Source organism: Pseudoduganella dura, from assembly GCF_009727155.1.
In the GTDB taxonomy this organism is placed as follows: domain Bacteria; phylum Pseudomonadota; class Gammaproteobacteria; order Burkholderiales; family Burkholderiaceae_D; genus Rugamonas; species Rugamonas dura.
In genome coordinates, this window is record NZ_WNWM01000002.1 from 66,283 (window position 1) to 83,712 (window position 17,430).

The window sequence follows — 17,430 nt, forward strand, 5'->3', positions numbered from 1 at the left end:
TATCGCGACGCGACGCAATGAGAACCGCCGGGTTCGGCACGCTGCTGCTGGGGGCCGGCGCGCCCTCCTCCGCGGCTGCCGCGCCCCCCTGTGCGAAGACCGCCGTTCCCCCATGGGGCACCGGCTTCGAAGGCCAGCGCAAGCCGGACCTGGGCAACGGCACGTTCCTGAACCCGATCGTGGCGGGCGACCGCCCCGATCCGTCGATCCTGAAGGACGGCGACGATTACTACATGACGTTCTCCACCTTCGACGCCTATCCCGGCCTGGTGATCTGGCATTCGAAGGACCTGGTGAACTGGCGGCCGGTGACGGCCACGCTGCACCGGAACATCGGCTCGGTGTGGGCGCCGGAGCTGTGCAGGCACAAGGGGCGGTACTACCTGTACATCCCGACCAAGAAGACGGCGGTGCCCGGGTCGAAGACCACGTCGTGGGTGATCTGGGCGGACAGGATCGAGGGCCCGTGGTCCGAACCGATCGACCTGGACCTGCCGCGGCACATCGATCCCGGCCATGCCGTGGGCGAGGACGGCTCGCGCTGGCTGTTCCTGTCCGGCGTGGACCGGGTACGGCTGGCCGACGACGGCCTGAGCACGGTCGGCAAGCCGGAGAAGGTGTACGAGCCGTGGCGCTACCCGGACGACTGGGAGGTGGAAGCCTTCTCGCCGGAAGGCCCGAAGGTGCTGCGCCACGACGGCTACTACTACCTGATCCTGGCCGTGGGCGGCACTTCCGGCCCGCCGACGGGGCACATGGTGATCGCGGCCCGCTCGAAGTCGATCAACGGGCCGTGGGTGCATCACCCGCGCAATCCGCTGGTGCGCACGGTCGACGTGGCCGAGAAATGGTGGTCGCGCGGCCATGCCACGCTGGTGCAGGGCCCGGCCGGCGACTGGTGGAGCGTCTACCACGGCTACGAGAACGGCTTCTGGACGCTGGGGCGGCAATGCCTGCTGGCGCCCGTCACCTGGTCGGCCGACGGCTGGCCCGATTTTGGCGGCGGCGACCTGTCGCAGCCGATCCGCAAGCCCGCCGCTGCTGCTGTTACCGCTTCCGCCAACGCGGTGCACGGCATGGCGCTGTCGGACGACTTTTCCACCGACAAGTATGGCGTGCAGTGGAACTTCTTCAATCCGGCGCCGGACGAGGCCAGGCGGCTGGCGCGACGCGACGGGGTGCTGCACCTGAAGGCCGCCGGAAAACAGCCGTCGGATTCGTCGCCGCTGGTGTTCGTGGTGCCGGACCAGGACTACGAAGTGGAATGCGAGATCGAAGTCGACCCCGGCACGCGCGCCGGCCTGCTGGTGTTCTACGACCACAAGCTGTATTGCGGCATCGGCTTCGACGACAGGAACCTCGTGCTGCACCGCTACGGCACCGAGCACGGCCAGCCGGCCAACCCGTACGGCAAGCGCATGTTCCTGCGGCTGCGCAACCGCAGGCACGTGGTCAGCATCCACCTGTCCGGCGACGGCAAGAACTGGGTGCGGGGGCCGCGGGGGTATGAAGTCTCCGGCTACCACCACAACGTGCGCGGCGGGTTCATGTCGCTGAAGCCGGCGCTGTACGCCACGGGCGACGGCGAAGCGCGGTTCCGCAACTTCCGGTACCGCGCCTTCGGCTAACACTACGGCCGAGCCCGTGTCACTCTGGTGCCAGGCACCAGAGTGACACGGGCTCGCCAATGCGCCAGATCTAGCCGCGTCCCTGGCGCGGCACGCTGCGCCGGTCCACGGCGGCGGCCTGGCTGGCGGCGGCGAAGCGCGCGAGCGCGTAGTCGAGGGCCGGCAGCAGCTTGCCGCGCCGCGTTTCCAGCGCGGGCTCGGTCCGCAGGTCGTCGACATCGTGCTGCACCAGCAGCGTGCCCAGGCCCAGCAGGGCCGCGGCACGGCCCACCAGGTCGATGGCGGGAATGCCGCCATCGTTGTACAGGTGCCAGATGCCCTGCTCGCCGTCGACGGCGAGGTCGAGGCAGGCGTCCACCAGGTCCGGCAGGTAGGTCGGCGCCAGCGTCAGCTCGGGCGGCAGCGCCACCGGCTCGCCGTCGCGCAGCGATGCCAGCGCCTGGCCGAGCAGGCCCATGTCGCCGTCGGCACTGAAGAACTGGCCGCTGCGCACGACCAGCGCATTCGGATTGGCGCGCAGCACGCGCCTCTCGGCCTCGGCCTGGCAGCGGCCGAATGCGTCCACCGGGGCCGGGGCAGCCGATTCGTCGCGCGGGCCGGTCGCGCCGGCCAGCACCGCCGCGCTGGAAAACACCAGGTACGGCAGGCCGTGGCGCGCGGCGGCCAGCGCCAGCACCGTGGCGCCGGCGATGTGGGCACGGTACTGCTCGTCCGTCTGGCGCACGTCCGATACGCCGGTCGACGGCGGCCGGGCACCGGCCGCGTTGACGATGGCCCACGGCCGGTGCTGGCGGATCATCCGCTCGACCGCTTCGGCATCCGTCGCATCCATCGTGTCGCGCCCGGCCAGCACGCAAGGCAGGTTGCGAGCCTTGCAGCGGGCCGCGAACGCCCGCGCCAGCGCACCGCTGGCGCCCGCCACGAGGATCGGCCGCATCGGCGCGCGGGCCAGCTGGCGCTCGGTCAGCGATACCGTCACGGCGGGCGCCGCGACGGGGCGGCACAGGAAGCGCCCCGGCCGGTGCCACCAGCCGGCGCCGCGCAGCACCGGGTGGTCGAGCTGGCGGCCGCTCGACAGCCGCTGCATCAGCTCCGCCACGGCCGTGGGCCGGGGCTGCGCGCCGCGCACGTCGAACGGTCCCGGCTCGTAATAACCGTGGCAGGCGGTCACCAGGCAGTTCCAGTCGTAGGAGCCCAGCAGCGCCCACACGGTGACGGCGCGGATGTCCGCTCCCGCATCGCGCTGGGCTTGCGCGGCCTGCCAGATCTCGCGCAGCCAGCGCAGCTGGTCTTCGCGGTGCGCGTCGATGTGCGCCTCGGTGATCGCCACCGGCAGCCTGTAGCGCTCCCACACTTCGGCCAGCAGCGGGCCGATGCCGCGCGTCGGGTTGGCCAGCACGCGCGCGGTTTCCATGTCGGCATGGCGGATGCCGTTGTACTCGTGCACGTGGCTGTCCGGGAACCGTCCGGTGCGGTGATCCAGCCAGCGCTCGCTGGTGACGTAGTAATTGACGCCGATAATGTCCGGCGGGCACGGATTATCCTGGAACCACTGCAGTTCGACGGGATCGGCGCCGGATTTCACCATGAAATCGTACAGCGCGTGCTCCGGACCGACCATGCCGCACAGCAAGTCCCACGACAGCCAGCGGCGCTCGTTGAAGAAGTCCACCAGTTCCGCCATCTCGGGCGTGCCGTAGGTGCGGCTCAGGTCGTCCGTCTGCACCAGTTTCGCATCCGGATTGACTTCGCGGATCGCCCGCATCGCCAGCACGGTGGCACGGCACTGGTTCAGCAGTGCGCGCACGAACGACGCTTCAGACTTCGCATGCGGATACCACACGCCGGACAGCGCGGAAAAGCGCGCCGTCGTCAGCGGTTCGTTGACCGGGGTGTAATACGTCAGCCACGGATACCGGCATGCCACGGCGCCGGCGTATTCCGCCAGCTTGTCCGCGAAGCACGGCGACAGCAGGTTGGTATGCTGCGGCCCGCTGCCGTGGTGCACCAGCCCCGCGATCGGTTCCACGCCCAGGTCGCGCAGGCGCGGCAGGCGCGCATCGGACCAGGACCAGTCCGCGTTGCCGACGCCGTCCGGCGCCGTGTGCTCCCACAATACGGGATAGCGCACGGCACGGATGCCCAGCGAGGCGAAGCGGTCGATATCGTCGAGGCGGTCGAGGTGCCCGTTGCGTTCTATCTGACTGAAATACTGGTCCGACACGCGGTTGATCGTGCATTCGAGGCCGCCCCACAACTCGAGCGTTGCGGAACCGTTCACGTCTTGACTCATGTTTTATCTCCAGTGTTGACCCGCCCCCAGCTTAGGACTTTATGGTCCAGGCCGCCGTGGGCGAAGGGACAACACGCTTGTCGGACAAAACCTCGTAATGACGGAAGAATAGTTCCCATTCTGCCTACAAAAACCGCCGCTTACCCGACGGCGGTGCCGGATGGTTACACCGATGCTTCGCGCGCTGCAGGCGTTACCCGCGCGTCGTCCGGGACGGCCGACGCGGATCTGCCATGCCGGATCAGCGACACGGCCACCGTGGCAATCACCGCCGGCACCGCGATCGCCGCGAAATTGTGCTGCAGCGGCAGCGCCATGCCCACCAGCGTGCCGATGACGATCGGCGCCAGGATCGCCCCGCTGCGGCCCACGCCCGACGCCCAGCCGATGCCGGTGGCACGCACCGCCGCCGGGTAGAACTGGCCGGCATAGGCATAGGTGACGATCTGGGTGCCGATCGTCGACGCCCCGGCCAGGCCCACCAGCAGGAACAGCACGGGCGCCGGCACCGGATAGCCCAGCAGCGTGATCGACACGGCGGCCAGCGCGTACATCCCCACCAGCACGTACTTGATATGGAAGCGGTCGGCCAGCCAGCCGCCGCCGACGGCACCGATCACCGCGCCGAAATTAAGCACCAGGACGAACGTCAGGGCCGAGCCGAGGCTGTACCCCGCCCCGGCCATCAGCTTGGCCAGCCAGGAGCTCAGCGCATAGACCATGAACAGGCACATGAAGAACGCGATCCAGAACATCGCGGTGGAAAAGCCGCGGCCGTCCCTGAACAGCTGGCTGATCGGCGTGCCGGCGGCGGCATCGGCCGATTGCAGCGCATAGCTGTCGCCCGGCCGCGGCACGAACGACGGTTCCAGCCTGCGCGCGATGGCCGCCACTTCATCGAGCCGGCCGGCGCGCGCCAGGAACGCCATCGATTCGGGCAGCGATTTCAGCACGAACGGGATCAGCAGCACCGGCACGCCGGCGGCCAGGAACACCGATTGCCAGCCCCATGCCTCCAGCATGCCCTTGCCCAGCAGCGCGGCCAGCATGCCGCCCACCGCGTAGCCGGAAAACATCAGCGTGACGAGCGTGGCGCGGATCTTCTTCGGCGAATACTCCGTCATCTGCGCCACCACGTTCGGCATCACGCCGCCGATGCCGAGGCCGGCCAGGAAGCGCATCGCACTGAACACATAAGGATCGTTCGTCATGCCGGCGGCGGCGGTGAAGCACGAGAACAGCGCCAGGCAGATCGCGATGGCGGCGCGGCGGCCGATCCGGTCGGCCACCGTGCCGAGGAAGATCGCGCCGAACATCATGCCGAACAGCGCCGAGCTGACCATGAAGCCGGCGCTCTGCGCTGTCACGCCCATCTCCTTCATGATGGACGGCAGCGCGATGCCGGCCACCGCGAGATCGTAGCCGTCGCAGATGATGATGACCGCGCACCACGCCAGGATGCCGGCGTGGAAGCGGTTGAACCTGGCGTTATCCGCCAGTTGTTGCAGGTCGATTTGCCGCATGATGCGTGTCTCCTTGATTTATGGATGGATGCTGTTTCGAATCCTGGTGCGGGTTTAGCCGGGCGTCGGTGCTCCTTGTTCGCGGGTGAGCAGACAATGCGCCGCGATACCGATCGCGATGCCCCAGAACGCCGACCCCAGCCCCAGGAACGTCATGCCGGATGCGGTGGCGATGAAGGTGATCAATGCCGCCTCGCGTTCCCGTGCGGCCATCATGGCGCCCAGGTTCGCTCCGATCGGTCCGAGCAGCGCGAGCCCGGCGACGGTGGCGACCAGCTCTTTCGGCAGGGCCGCGAACAGGGCGACGATCGAGCCGGCGCACAGCCCGGCCAGCAGGTAGAACACGCCGTTGGCCACCCCGGCCATGTAACGCTTGCCGGGATCTTCATGCGCGTCGGGCCCCGTGCACATCGCGGCCGTGATCGCGGCGATCGCGATCGTGATGCCGCCGGTGGCGGCAACGAGCAGCGATACGACACTGTTGGCGACCATCACCGGCCTCGCGGGCAGGCCGTAGCCGGACGCTTTGAGCAGCGCCATGCCGGGCAGGTACTGCCCGGTGAGCGTGACGAGCACCAGCGGCAGCGCCAGGCTGAACGTGCTGCCCACGGACCATTCCGGCGCGACGGGCCGCGGTATCGCCAGCGCGAAGGCCACGTGGCCGAAATCCGTCCGGCCCGTGCCGAGCGCCAGCGCGATGCCGGCAGCCAGCACGGCCACGACCGTGTACCGGGGAAGCATGCGCCGGCAAAACAGCCAGGCCGCGATCATCCCGATTGCCACCGCGGGCAGGCTGCCCACGCCCCGAAAGGCGTTCAGTCCGAACGGCAGCAGGATGCCGGCCATCATGCCGGCGGCCACGCCCTGCGGGATATGCCGCATGATGCGGTCGACGCCACCGGTCAGCCCGAGCACCAGCAGGATCGCCGCCGCCGTGATGTAGGCGCCGATCGCCTCGGCCACGGACAGCGCCGGGAACAGCGTGATCAGCAGCGCCGTGCCGGGCGCCGACCACGCGGTGATGACGGGCACGCGGTAGCGGACGCTGAGCCAGATCCCGGCAACCCCGGCGCCGATGGCGATGCTCCACACCCACGAGGCGAAGGTGGCGGCATCCACCCCGGCCGCCTGCGCGGCCTGGTAGAAGATCGCCAGCGGCCCGGCAAACGACACCAGCACCGCCAGGAAGCCCGCGACGATCGCGGGCAGCAGCGTCGTCAGCGGCGCGCCCGTGCCTGCCGGTTCCGTGACGACCGGCCGAAGCGTATCGGTCATGGTGGCCTCAGGAGTGGAGGAACGACTGCAATTCCCGCGTGAAGGCGGCGGGCACTTCGATGTTCGACAGGTGCGACGCCGGCAGCGTGACGAGCCTGGCGTCGCGGATGCGCGTGCACAGCGCCACGCCGTCCGCCACCGTCGTGACCGGGTCGGCATCGCCGGCCATCACCAGCACCGGCGCCGCGATCGACCGGATGTCGTCGCGCAGGTCGGCATCGGCCAGGGCGTCGCAACAGGCCGCGTAGCCTTCCGGCGATTGCGCAAGCAACCCGCGTTGCAGCGGCTCGATGACGGCCCGGTACTCCGCCGCGAACGCCGGCGTGAACCAGCGCGCGGGCGAACTGTCGGCGATATCGGCAAGGCCCTCTTGCCGCACGGTTTCGGCGCGGCCGCGCCAGGCCGCCGCGGTGCCGATGCGGGCCGCCGTGTTGGCCAGTACCATCCGGTTGACCCGGTGCGGCGCGTAAATGGCCAGGCATTGCGCGACCAGGCCGCCCATCGACAGGCCGACCACGTGCGCGCCGGCGATGCCGAGATGGTCCAGCAGCGCCAGCGCATCGCTGGCCAGCATCTCCAGGCTGTACGGTCCGGGCGGGCTGCCCGATTCGCCATGGCCGCGCGCGTCGTAGCGGACCACGTGGAAGCAACGAGACAGCATGTCGGCCTGCGCGTTCCACATCGTGTGGTCCGTGCCCAGCGAATTGCACAGCAATACCGCGGGGTTGCGCGGATCGCCATCGAGCCGGTAGCGGCACGCCGCGCCGTTGAGGGTCGCCGTGTCGATGTCCGGGCCGTTCATCCCTGGTCCCCTCCGCCGACGGGCAGTACGGTGCCGGTGATGTACGACGCCTCATCGGATGCCAGGAACAGGATCGCGCCCACCTGCTCGCCGATGGTGCCGTAGCGGTGCATCGGGCTGCTGGCGATGGTCTGGTCGACGATGCCCCGGTACCACGCCAGTTCCTGCTCGCTGAGCGGCTGCGGGTTGCGCGGTACCACGCGCGGCGGCGCCTCGGTGCCGCCGGTCGCCACGGCGTTGACGCGGATGCCGTCCTGCGCGTGTTCCAGCGCCAGGCTGGCCGTCAGCGCGTTGACGCCGCCCTTCGCCGCCGAATAGGGAATCCGGTAGATGCCGCGCGTGGCGATCGACGACACATTGACGATGGCGCCGCGGCCCCGTTCGATCATGGCCGGCAGCACGGCGCGGCAGCACCACAGCGTGGGGAACAGCGAGCGGCGGATCTCGGCCTCGATCTGCTCTTCCCCGTATTCCTGGAAGGGCTTGGCCCAGATCGTGCCGCCCACATTGTTGACCAGCACGTCGACGCGGCCGAAGTCCGCCAGCGCCGTGGCGATCACCGCCCGGGCGCCGGCATACGTTTCCAGGTCGGCCTGCGCCACCGCCACCTGCGCCTTCAGGTCGCGGCATTCGGCGGCCACCTGCTGCACGAGGTCGGCGCGGTCGGCCAGCACCAGGTGCGCACCTTCGCGCGCGGCGGCGAGCGCCACGCCGCGGCCGATGCCCTGGGCCGCGCCGGTCACCACCACTACCTTGTCGCGGAACCGGCCGCCTGCCGTCCGGGTTGCATGTTCCAGGGTTGCATGGTTCATTTCAAGCTCCGGTCGACGAGAATTTCTCGAAGTGGAAACCGGCCGGCGACACACCAGTTTCGGTAAACCAGCCGCGCACCGCGTCCACCATCGGCACGGGGCCGCACAGGTAGACGTCGACATCGCCGCCGTTCATCCAGGCCGGCTCCACGTGCGCCGTCGCATAGCCCTTGCGGTGGTGAGCGCTATCCGCCGCGGCCACCGTGGTGACGTAGCTGAACTGCGGATGCGCGGCGACGATGCGGTCCAGCTGTTCGATGCCGACCAGGTCGCGGTCGTTGGTGACCGCGTAGACCAGCCTTACCGGGTGCGGGAAACCGTTGGCGGCCAATACGTCCAGCATCGACAGGAACGGCGCGATGCCGGTGCCGCCGGCCAGCAGCAGCAGCGGACGCTCGACGGGACGCAGGTAGAAGCTGCCGTACGGGCCGCTGAAGGAGATCGCCTGCCCCGGCGCCGCGTTGCCGGCCAGGAATCCGCTCATCCGCCCGCCCGGCACGTTGCGCACCACGAAGCGCGCCTGCGCGGCGCCCGGCGCCGAGCTGAACGAATACGAGCGGGTCAGCGCCGTGCCGGGAATGGCCACGTTGACATACTGGCCGGGCAGGAAGTCCGGCGTATCGCCATCGAGGTCGATGGCGAACGCGATCGTCGATGCGGACAGGTGCTCGACGGCGGCGATCCTGCCGCCGAAGGTGGCGGGGCCGGACTTGCACGACTGCGACGTGGCGGGAATGCGCACCACGCAGTCGGACGTGGGCCGGCACTGGCACGCGAGGATGAAGCCGGCCGCCGCGTCTTCCGGCTCCAGCGCATCCTCGATATAGCCCGATTCCGGCATGTCGTAGCTGCCCGATTCGCAGAACGCGCGGCAGGTGCCGCAGGCGCCGTCGCGGCAGTCGAGCGGAATGTTGACCTTTTGCCGGTAAGCGGCATCGGACAGTTTTTCGTTGTCGTTGCAGGCGATGAAGCGGGTGATCCCGTCTTCGAACTGCAGGGCGATGCGATGGTTCATTACTGGTCTCCTTTGTTGTGCGGGTCGCCGGTCGGAAAAACCGGTGTCACCGGTGTCGGACACCGGTTTTCGCCGACCTTCCCCATCACCTAGATGTGATACACATCGATCACCTGGTTGATATAGTCGTTCTTCAGCACGACATACTTGTCCAGGATCCGCGGCTGCTCGCCGCCGAAATCGATCACGTAGCGCGACATGCCGAAGTACGCGAAGTCCGTCTGGTAGCGGTGGCTCAGCGTGTGCCAGTTGAAGCGCACGGTGGCCGTGCTGCCATCTTGCGATTCGATCTCGATGTTGGCGATGTTGTGGCTCGTGCGCGTATCGGGAATCGTGGCGCTCGAGCGTTCCGTCTTGATACGGAACACGCGGTCTTCCAGGCCCTGGCGGGACGGATAGAAGATCAGCGAAATCTCCCGCTGCGGGTCCGTTACCAGCCTGCCGTCGTCGTCCCAGGACGGCATCCAGAAACGCGCGTCCGGGTGATAGCATTCGAGCCAGTCGTCCCACCGCTCGTCGTCGAGCAGGCGCGCTTCGCGGTACAGGAACGCGGCAACGCCCTCCATCGTCACGTCGCTCATGGCTGCGCCTCCGTGGTCCTGATTGCCTTCTGCATCACGTCCAGCCAGTAGCGGTGCTGCACGGTATACAAACCTTCGTCCTCGGTGCGCACGCCGGACATCACGGGCGCCAGGCCGATCTCCTTTGCCGCGTCGTCCGGGCCGGCGATCCAATGCTTCGCGCCGCGGCACATGTCGTTCCATGCCATCGCCGCGCCGGCATAGCCGGCCTGGCAGGCGCGGAATTCCTCCAGGTCGTCCGGCGTGGCCATGCCGCTGACGTTGAAGAAGTCCTCGTACTGGCGGATGCGGCGGGCACGCGCCTCGTCCGATTCCCCTTTCGGCGCGATGCAGTAGATCGTCACCTCGGTCCTGTCCACCGAGATCGGGCGCAGCAGCCGGATCTGCGATCCGAACTGGTCCATCAGGTACACGTTCGGGTACAGGCACAGGTTGCGCGAACGCTCGATCATCCAGTTCGCCGTCGGCTTGCCGAATTTTTCCGCGTACTCGGCGTGCCGCGGGTAGTTGGGACGGTCCTGCGGATTCGACCACTGCGTCCACAGCAGCATGTGGCCGTGCTCGAACGCGTAGAAGCCCCCGCCCTGCCGGCCCCAGGTGCCCGCATCCATCGCGCGGATCTTGTCCTCGCGGCCGGGCTGCGCTTCCTGCTCCTTGCGGTGATTCGTCGTGGCCGCATAGTTCCAGTGCACGGCCGACACGTGGTAGCCGTCCGCGCCGTTCTCGGCCTGCAGCTTCCAGTTGCCGTTGAACGTGTAGGTGGACGAGCCGCGCAGCACTTCCAGGCCGTCGGCGGACTGGTCGACGATCATATCGATGATCTTGCCCGCTTCGCCGAGGAAGACTTCCAGCGGCACCACATCCGGATTCAGGCTGCCGAACAGGAAGCCGCGGTAGCTGGCGAACCTGGCCACCTTCTTCAGGTCGTGCGAGCCTTCCTTGTTGAAGCATTCCGGATAGCCCGCGCCTTCCGGGTCCTTCACCTTCAGCAGCTTGCCGTTGTTGTTGAACGTCCAGCCGTGGAACGGACACGTATAGGTGGCCTTGTTGCCGCGCTTGTGGCGGCACAGCTGCGCCCCGCGGTGGCTGCACGCGTTGATGAAGGCATTGAGCTCGCCCTGCCTGTTGCGCGCGATGAACACCGGCTGGCGGCCGATATGCGTGGTGTAGTAGTCGTTGTTGTTCGGCACCTGGCTCTCGTGGGCCAGGTAGATCCAGTTGCCTTCGAAGATGTGCTTCATCTCCAGTTCGAACAGCGCCGGGTCGGTGAAGGCGCTGCGGTGCAGGCGGTAATCGCCCTTCGCTTCGTCTTCGATCAGCAAGCCGTCGACGCTCGGCCTGGCGGGGTGGATCGGAATGGTCATGCTCGGATTCATGGCGACTCTCCTTCAGGCGGCAGCGCGGCTGCGTTCGACTTCGGTGGCCGGCGCGGCGGCGCTGTCCGCATGCAGGTGGAAATCGAAATCGATCGACGCGAACGGTTTTTGCAGGTCCCTTGCCGCGATGGCGGCAGGGTCTTCTACACGCACGACCGGCGGCACCAGGCCCTCGCGGCTGGCGAACGCGAAGTCGTCCCACAGGTATTCGTCGCCGTCGATGTTGATCTGCGTGGTCAGCTTGCGGTGGCAGTCCGCGGAAACAAAGAAGTGGATGTGCGCGGGGCGCTGGCCGTGGCGGCCCAGCAGGTCGAGCAGCGTCTGCGTGCTGCCGCCCGGAGGGCAGCCGTAGCCCTTCGGCATGATCGTGCGGAACCCGTAGCGGCCATCGGCATCGGCGATGATCGTGCGGCGCAGGTTGAACCGCGACTGCGTCTGGTCGAAGTGCGAGTAATTGCCGAGCAAATTGGCGTGCCACACTTCCACCTGCGCGCCGGGAACCGGCCGGCCGTCTTCGCCATACACGGTGCCCTGCATGAACAGCACTTCGGCCCGGTCGCTCTCGGTGCCGTCGTCGAGCCTGGCGGAGCCCTGGCAGACCGGCGCGCCGGCCACGTACAGCGGGCCCTCGATGGTGCGCGGCGTGCCGCCTTCCAGCCCGGCTTTCGCATCGGCTTCGTCGGCGCGGATGTCCATGAAGCGTTCCAGGCCCAGGCCCGGCGTCAGCAGGCCCAGTTCGTTGGCGGCGCCGGCGGCCGAGAAGTACTCGATGCCTTTCCAGAATTCGTTGGGCTGGATGTCCAGGTCCTCGATCGCCTTGCACAGGTCGCTCACCAGGCGCACGGTGATTGCCTGCACGCGCGGGTTGGCCGGGCGGATCGCCGATTCCACGATCCAGCTGTTGACCAGTTTGTCGATGTCGTTGTGCGTCATGATTGTCTCCTTGTGTTTTGCTTACAGATCGGTGGTGCGGATCGAGGACGGGTGCCGGCACAGCGGCGTGACATCGATCTTCATGTAGGGGAACAGCGGCAGCGACATCAGGAGCGCGTGCAGCTCTTCGTTGCCGCCCACGTCGAAGATGCTGACGTTGGCGTATTGCCCCGCGATGCGCCACAGGTGGCGCCACTTGCCCTCTTCCTGCAGGCGCCCTGCCAGCGCCTTCTCGTCGGCCTTCAGTCGTGCGGCCTGCTCGGCCGGCATGGCCGGCGGCAGCTGGACATCCATTCGGACATGGAACAGCATGGTCTCTCTCCTCGTTTGCTGGTTTTTATCTGCGCCGCATCACTTTCGGCACATGAAGCGCAGCCTGTCGGTATCGACGGCGACGCCCAGGCCAGGCCCGGTCGGCACCTGCAGCATGAAGTCGCGGTACACCAGCGGCTCGCGCAGCACTTCCTCCGTCAGCAGCAGCGGGCCAAACAGCTCGGTATCCCACGACAGGTCGGTGAACGTGGCGCACAGCTGAGCCGTGGCCGCGGTGCCGATGCCGCCTTCGAGCATCGTGCCGCCGTACAGGCCGATGCCGGCCAGCTGCGCCACCGCGGCCACCTGCTGCGCCGGTACCAGGCCACCGGACTGCGCGATCTTCACGGCGAACACGTCGGCGCCTTCGGTGCGGGCGATGTTGTACGCATCGACGGGGCCGTGCAGCGACTCGTCGGCCATGATCGCCACGTCGAAGCGGCGTGCCAGGCGGCGCATCGCGTCGCGGTTGTCGAAACGCACCGGCTGCTCGACCAGGTCCACGCCGCCATCCTGCAGCGCGGCGATGCCGCGCATCGCCTGCAGCTCGCTCCATGCCTGGTTGACGTCGACACGCACGCTGGCCGTGTCGCCCAGCGCGCGCTTGATGGCCAGCACGTGGGCCACGTCTTCATTGACGGAGCGGGCGCCGATCTTGAGCTTGAAGATGCGGTGGCGGCGCAGTTCCAGCATCTTTTCGGCTTCCGCGATATCTTTCGCCGTGTCGCCGGATGCGAGCGTCCAGGCCACCGGCAGGCTGTCGCGCACCCGGCCGCCCAGCAGTTCGCTGACGGGCACGCCGAGGCGGCGGCCCTGCGCGTCGAGCAGCGCGGTTTCGATCGCGCACTTGGCGAAGCGGTTGCCCTGGATGACCTTGCGCACCCTCGCCATCGCCTTCGCCACGGCGCTTGCGTCCATGCCGGCCAGCAGCGGCGCGATGTGCGTGTCGATGTTGGCCTTGATGCTTTCCGGGCTTTCCTCGCCGTAGGCCAAGCCGCCGATCGTGGTGGCTTCGCCCCAGCCCTCGATGCCGTCGGCGCAGCGGATGCGCACCAGTACCAGCGTCTGCGTGTTCATTGTGGCCACCGACAGCTTGTGCGGCCGGATCGTGGGCACGTCCACGAGGAAGGTTTCAATGTTCGAGATCATATGTATTCAGTATGGTTCGCGTCGATATGAGTACAATATTCCCCACAGAACCCGTCGTCCAACACTGAATTGGTATATTTTCGATACCTGAAAGGTATAGTTATGGAACTGCGCCACCTGCGCTATTTCGTCGCCGTCGCCGACGAGAAAAACTTCACGCGCGCCGCCGAGCGGCTCAGCATCGCGCAGCCGCCGCTCTCCCGGCAGATCCAGCAACTGGAGGAGGAACTGGGTGTGGTGCTGATCGAGAAAGGCTCGCGGCCGCTGCGGCTGACCGAGGCCGGCCGGTTCTTCCACGCCCACGCGCAGGAGCTGCTCGACAAGGCGCAGGACCTGAAGGCGATGACGCAGCGGGTGGGCAAGATCGAGCGCAAGCTGTCGATCGGTTTCGTGGCATCGACGCTTTATGGTTTATTGCCGGAGATCGTGCGGCGCTTTCGCGAGCGGTACCAGGCCGTGGAAATCAATTTCCACGAGCTGACGACGCTGGAGCAATTGAAAGCCCTCAAGGAAGGCCGGATCGACGTCGGCTTCGGCCGGCTGAAGGGCGAGGACGCCGCGATCCGCCGCATCGTGCTGCGCGAGGAACCGCTGATCGTGGCTTTGCCCGTTGGCCACCGGCTCACGCGCGTGCCGGGGCCGCGCAAGATGTCGGACCTGATGGACGACCCGCTGATCGTCTACCCGAAATCGCCCCGCCCCAGCTTCGCCGACCAGGTGCTGGCCACGTTCCGCGAGCGGATGCTGGTGCCGCGGCAGGTGATCGAAGTGCGCGAACTGCAGATCGCCATCGGCCTGGTCGGCGCCGGCCAGGGCATCGCCATCGTGCCGGACAGCCTGCAGGGCATGATCCGCACGGACGTCGTCTACCAGGGCATCGACGACCGGCAGGCCGTCTCGCCGATCATCTTCAGCACCCGGGCGATGGACCGCGCGCAGGAGCTGGCGGGCATGCTCGCGGTGATCTACGAGATTTATGACGAGCGGGGAATTGCGTACGTGGCGGAGAGTTTATAGATTACGGCTTGATGCCTGCGCCGCGGATGCTGCTGGTGTCGGACACTATTTTCCGAGCGGTTCATCCGGAAAATAGTGTCGGACACCGGTTTTCTCCTGCGCCACCGCTACGTTCCGACAGCATCAACAGAAAGCCGGTGTCCGACACCAGAATGCGAGCACTGCCGGGAACATCTGGCACAGGCTTATCGCGGTAGTGCATGCAAGGCAGCGTGATCTACCAAATTTATGACAAGCGGGGAATGCCTACGCGGCGGAAAGGTTGTAGCGCACTGATGGAGTTCACTTTGTACAGGAAAGCGGGTTTTTACGGACGTTGGGCAGGGCTCGATGTCTACCTGAATGACAGACATACAGGCAACATTCCGGCCGGTGGATGCTTGAAGATTTCCGATGCCAGCCCCGGAGATATATTGCAGGTCCGGATGCAAAACGTAGCGAGGAGCCCTGGATTCTTGATAACCAAGGAAGATGACAGGGCAACCCTGGTGTGCGGTTCGAATCTTTGGGCGGAATTGGACTTACTGAATTTGTCGTTTCTGCCGGTATTGCAAGACAAGGTTTTTTATATCAGACGCCCGATAAAAGACTGATGCTGGAAACCGGTTGATCGGAAGCAGTGCCATTCCGGATGATGCCGAGTGCAGTCCAGCGCCACGTAAGACTCTGGTGTCGGACACCGGTTTGCCGTTGATGGTGCCGGAACGTAGCGATAGCCGGGGAAAACCGGTGTCCGACACCAGATCGCCATTGCTGCGGGTTGCATCTGAACTTCAGCGCGGCAGCGCCAGCAACGCATCATCGACAATGGCGACCGCGCGCGTCCACCCCGCCGAGCCGCGCCGCACCTTGTGCGGGAAGCAGCTGATGTAGAAGCCGTGCGCAGGCAGCGTCTCCAGCGCGTGCAGCTTCTCCAGGTGGCAGTAGCCGATATCGCGTCCCGCCTTGTGTCCCTCCCAGATCAGCGCCTTGTTGCCCGTCTCGGCGATCTTCTTCGCCGTGTACGAGAACGGCGCATCCCAGCTCCAGGCGTCGGTGCCGGTCAGCCGCACGCCCCGCTCCAGCAGGTACATCGTGGCTTCGTAGCCCATGCCGCAGCCGGCGGACACGTAGTCGTTGTGGCCGTAGCGGCTGCCGGCACGGGTATTGACGACGACGATGTCGAGCGGCCGCAGGTCATGGCCGATGCGGTCGAGCTCGGCGGCCACGTCCTCGGCCGTGGCCACGTACCCGTCCGGGAAGTGGCGGAAGTCCAGCTTCACGCCCGGCTGGAAACACCATTCCAGCGGTACTTCGTCGATCGTGATCGATGCCTTCTTCTCGCCATTCTTCGCGTCCATCGTCGAATGAAAATGGTATGGCGCGTCGAGGTGCGTGCCGCTGTGCGTCGTCATCGTCACCCACTCGGCGGCGGCGGCCTCGCCGTCCGGGTAATCCTCGGCGGTGGTGCCCGGAATCATCGCCATGAATTCGTGCAGCGTGTCCGTGTGTTTTTGATAAGTGATCTTCGGCGCCAGCGGCGGCGGGTCGGACAGCACCTCGTTCTCGAGGAAGATGGACAGGTCGATGAAGCGTCGGGTCATGAAGGTCTCCAGTAATTGTCGCGTGAAGCGTACTGCCCCCGGACCCGGCCGCAAAATGGATTGTATCGATCACAGGTATCCACAAAACCGATGCCCCGGCCGACTTGCGGCGCCGGTGGATGTGGCATCATCCAAAAATAAAAATGAAGGAGACACCATGCGTTTCAACCGCCTCGACCTGAACCTGCTGGTCGCGCTCGACGCCCTGCTGAGCGAAAAAAGCATTACCCGGGCGGCAGGCCGCCTGAACCTGAGCCAGTCGGCCACCAGCGGCGTGATGGCCCGCCTGCGCGAGTATTTCAAGGACGAGCTGCTGGTGCCCGTCGGCCGCACGCTGATCCTCACCCCGCTGGCCGTCAGCCTGGCCGACCCGGTGCGCAAGGTGCTGCTGCAGATCCAGGCCACGATCGACATCCGCCCCGAATTCGATCCGCAGACCGCCACCCGCGCGTTCCGCATCCTCGCCTCCGACTACATCTCCACGGTGCTGCTGGGCGACCTGGGCCAGCGCTTCGCCTGCGACGCGCCGAACATCACGCTCGACGTGCTGCCCACCACGGTGAACCCGATCGACCTGCTGGAACGCGCCGAGGTGGACCTGATCGTGCTGCCCCGCAAATTCATCGCCGAGACGCACCCGGTGCAGGTGCTGTTCGAGGAAACCTATACCTGCATCGCCTGGACCGGCAACACGCTGGTGGGCGAGACCCTGAGCCTGGACCAGTACATGGGCCTGGGCCACGTGTCGTCCCGCTTCGGCAACGCGGTGACGAGCTTCGAGGAATGGTTCATGAAGGTGAGCGGGTACGACCGCCGCATCGAAGTGACCACCACCAATTTCACGAGCATGCCGCACTTCGTGATCGGCACCAACCGGATCGCCACGATGCACACGCGGCTGGCCCGCACGCTGGCGCGCTACTACCCGATCCGCCTGCTTCCGCCGCCGCTGGAAATCCCGGCCCTGGAAATGTGCATGCAGTGGAACCATTTCCTGGACCGGGATCCTTCGCACATCTGGCTGCGCTCCGTGCTGGCCGATATCGCCCGCGTCGACCCGTTTGGCTCGCCTCGCGGTGCCGGCGTGCCCACGCAGCACGCGGCCGTGCTGGCCGCGTGAGCTGACGACGT

General features: G+C 66.9%; 15 protein-coding genes. 3 read left to right on the top strand and 12 right to left on the bottom strand.

The features are described from left to right. The first annotated feature begins 17 nt into the window (after positions 1-17). On the top strand, positions 18-1,628 hold the full coding sequence (locus GJV26_RS00530) for a family 43 glycosylhydrolase (RefSeq protein WP_216643084.1): 1,611 nt from the start codon (positions 18-20) through the stop codon (positions 1,626-1,628). Between the two features lie 70 nt (positions 1,629-1,698). Here the strand turns inward: GJV26_RS00530 and GJV26_RS00535 are convergent, their stop codons facing one another. The 11 genes from GJV26_RS00535 to GJV26_RS00585 all read right to left on the bottom strand — a co-directional run bounded on the left by GJV26_RS00535 (position 1,699) and on the right by GJV26_RS00585 (position 13,699). Beyond that, positions 1,699-3,921 carry a family 1 glycosylhydrolase gene (locus tag GJV26_RS00535; protein ID WP_155706712.1) on the bottom strand — a complete coding sequence of 741 codons (2,223 nt, stop codon included), beginning with the start codon at positions 3,919-3,921 and terminating at the stop codon, positions 1,699-1,701. Positions 3,922-4,085: 164 nt separating this feature from the next. Beyond that, positions 4,086-5,444: an MFS transporter gene (locus GJV26_RS00540; RefSeq protein WP_155706714.1), complete on the bottom strand. Its 1,359-nt coding sequence runs from the start codon at positions 5,442-5,444 to the stop codon at positions 4,086-4,088. A 54-nt stretch (positions 5,445-5,498) separates the two neighbouring features. Continuing rightward, a complete protein-coding gene (locus tag GJV26_RS00545; RefSeq protein WP_155706716.1) occupies positions 5,499-6,719 on the bottom strand; it encodes a benzoate/H(+) symporter BenE family transporter in 1,221 nt (406 codons plus the stop codon). A gap of 7 nt (positions 6,720-6,726) precedes the next feature. Beyond that, complete coding sequence (pcaD, locus tag GJV26_RS00550) at positions 6,727-7,521, bottom strand: 3-oxoadipate enol-lactonase (RefSeq protein ID WP_155706718.1); 795 nt, start codon at positions 7,519-7,521, stop codon at positions 6,727-6,729. After that, entirely contained in the window at positions 7,518-8,333 is an 816-nt protein-coding gene (locus GJV26_RS00555) for a 1,6-dihydroxycyclohexa-2,4-diene-1-carboxylate dehydrogenase (RefSeq protein WP_155706720.1), read from the bottom strand. Before GJV26_RS00555 ends, pcaD begins: the two co-directional genes overlap by 4 nt. Position 8,334: 1 nt before the next feature. Continuing rightward, the gene (gene benC / locus GJV26_RS00560; protein WP_155706722.1) at positions 8,335-9,348 is read right to left on the bottom strand and encodes a benzoate 1,2-dioxygenase electron transfer component BenC; all 1,014 of its coding nucleotides are present in this window, start codon (positions 9,346-9,348) and stop codon (positions 8,335-8,337) included. An 89-nt stretch (positions 9,349-9,437) separates the two neighbouring features. After that, positions 9,438-9,929, bottom strand: a complete 492-nt coding sequence (benB, locus tag GJV26_RS00565; RefSeq protein WP_155706724.1) for a benzoate 1,2-dioxygenase small subunit — start codon at positions 9,927-9,929, stop codon at positions 9,438-9,440. Further along, positions 9,926-11,305, bottom strand: coding sequence for a benzoate 1,2-dioxygenase large subunit (gene benA, locus GJV26_RS00570; protein WP_155706726.1), 1,380 nt, complete (start codon positions 11,303-11,305; stop codon positions 9,926-9,928). Before benA ends, benB begins: the two co-directional genes overlap by 4 nt. A 12-nt stretch (positions 11,306-11,317) precedes the next feature. Further along, on the bottom strand, positions 11,318-12,238 hold the full coding sequence (gene catA / locus GJV26_RS00575; protein WP_155706727.1) for a catechol 1,2-dioxygenase: 921 nt from the start codon (positions 12,236-12,238) through the stop codon (positions 11,318-11,320). 21 nt (positions 12,239-12,259) lie between these two features. After that, positions 12,260-12,550 (bottom strand): muconolactone Delta-isomerase, encoded by a 291-nt coding sequence (catC, locus tag GJV26_RS00580; protein ID WP_155706729.1) that lies wholly within the window; start codon positions 12,548-12,550, stop codon positions 12,260-12,262. A 39-nt stretch (positions 12,551-12,589) separates the two neighbouring features. Continuing rightward, positions 12,590-13,699 (bottom strand): muconate/chloromuconate family cycloisomerase, encoded by a 1,110-nt coding sequence (locus GJV26_RS00585; protein ID WP_155706731.1) that lies wholly within the window; start codon positions 13,697-13,699, stop codon positions 12,590-12,592. Positions 13,700-13,801: 102 nt separating this feature from the next. Here GJV26_RS00585 and GJV26_RS00590 point away from each other — a divergent pair, with 102 nt between their 5' ends. Next, positions 13,802-14,716, top strand: coding sequence for a LysR family transcriptional regulator (locus tag GJV26_RS00590; RefSeq protein WP_155706733.1), 915 nt, complete (start codon positions 13,802-13,804; stop codon positions 14,714-14,716). Positions 14,717-15,489: 773 nt separating this feature from the next. Here GJV26_RS00590 and GJV26_RS00595 read toward each other — a convergent pair. Then, entirely contained in the window at positions 15,490-16,299 is an 810-nt protein-coding gene (locus GJV26_RS00595; protein ID WP_155706735.1) for a cyclase family protein, read from the bottom strand. A 157-nt stretch (positions 16,300-16,456) separates the two neighbouring features. On the opposite strand from GJV26_RS00595, the gene GJV26_RS00600 reads away from it, so the two are divergent. Further along, on the top strand, positions 16,457-17,419 hold the full coding sequence (locus GJV26_RS00600; RefSeq protein ID WP_155706737.1) for a LysR family transcriptional regulator: 963 nt from the start codon (positions 16,457-16,459) through the stop codon (positions 17,417-17,419). The last annotated feature ends 11 nt before the right edge of the window (positions 17,420-17,430 follow it).

Excerpts from the sequence above, each read along its gene's own strand:
- GJV26_RS00600 (WP_155706737.1), top strand. The coding sequence starts at position 16,457 with ATGCGTTTCAACCGCCTCGACCTGAACCTGCTGGTCGCGCTCGACGCC.
- GJV26_RS00595 (WP_155706735.1), bottom strand. The coding sequence starts at position 16,299 with ATGACCCGACGCTTCATCGACCTGTCCATCTTCCTCGAGAACGAGGTG.
- benA (WP_155706726.1), bottom strand. The coding sequence starts at position 11,305 with ATGAATCCGAGCATGACCATTCCGATCCACCCCGCCAGGCCGAGCGTC.
- pcaD (WP_155706718.1), bottom strand. The coding sequence starts at position 7,521 with ATGAACGGCCCGGACATCGACACGGCGACCCTCAACGGCGCGGCGTGC.
- benB (WP_155706724.1), bottom strand. The coding sequence starts at position 9,929 with ATGAGCGACGTGACGATGGAGGGCGTTGCCGCGTTCCTGTACCGCGAA.
- GJV26_RS00530 (WP_216643084.1), top strand. The coding sequence starts at position 18 with ATGAGAACCGCCGGGTTCGGCACGCTGCTGCTGGGGGCCGGCGCGCCC.
- catC (WP_155706729.1), bottom strand. The coding sequence starts at position 12,550 with ATGCTGTTCCATGTCCGAATGGATGTCCAGCTGCCGCCGGCCATGCCG.
- GJV26_RS00540 (WP_155706714.1), bottom strand. The coding sequence starts at position 5,444 with ATGCGGCAAATCGACCTGCAACAACTGGCGGATAACGCCAGGTTCAAC.
- GJV26_RS00535 (WP_155706712.1), bottom strand. The coding sequence starts at position 3,921 with ATGAGTCAAGACGTGAACGGTTCCGCAACGCTCGAGTTGTGGGGCGGC.
- GJV26_RS00545 (WP_155706716.1), bottom strand. The coding sequence starts at position 6,719 with ATGACCGATACGCTTCGGCCGGTCGTCACGGAACCGGCAGGCACGGGC.
- GJV26_RS00555 (WP_155706720.1), bottom strand. The coding sequence starts at position 8,333 with ATGAACCATGCAACCCTGGAACATGCAACCCGGACGGCAGGCGGCCGG.
- benC (WP_155706722.1), bottom strand. The coding sequence starts at position 9,348 with ATGAACCATCGCATCGCCCTGCAGTTCGAAGACGGGATCACCCGCTTC.
- GJV26_RS00585 (WP_155706731.1), bottom strand. The coding sequence starts at position 13,699 with ATGATCTCGAACATTGAAACCTTCCTCGTGGACGTGCCCACGATCCGG.
- catA (WP_155706727.1), bottom strand. The coding sequence starts at position 12,238 with ATGACGCACAACGACATCGACAAACTGGTCAACAGCTGGATCGTGGAA.
- GJV26_RS00590 (WP_155706733.1), top strand. The coding sequence starts at position 13,802 with ATGGAACTGCGCCACCTGCGCTATTTCGTCGCCGTCGCCGACGAGAAA.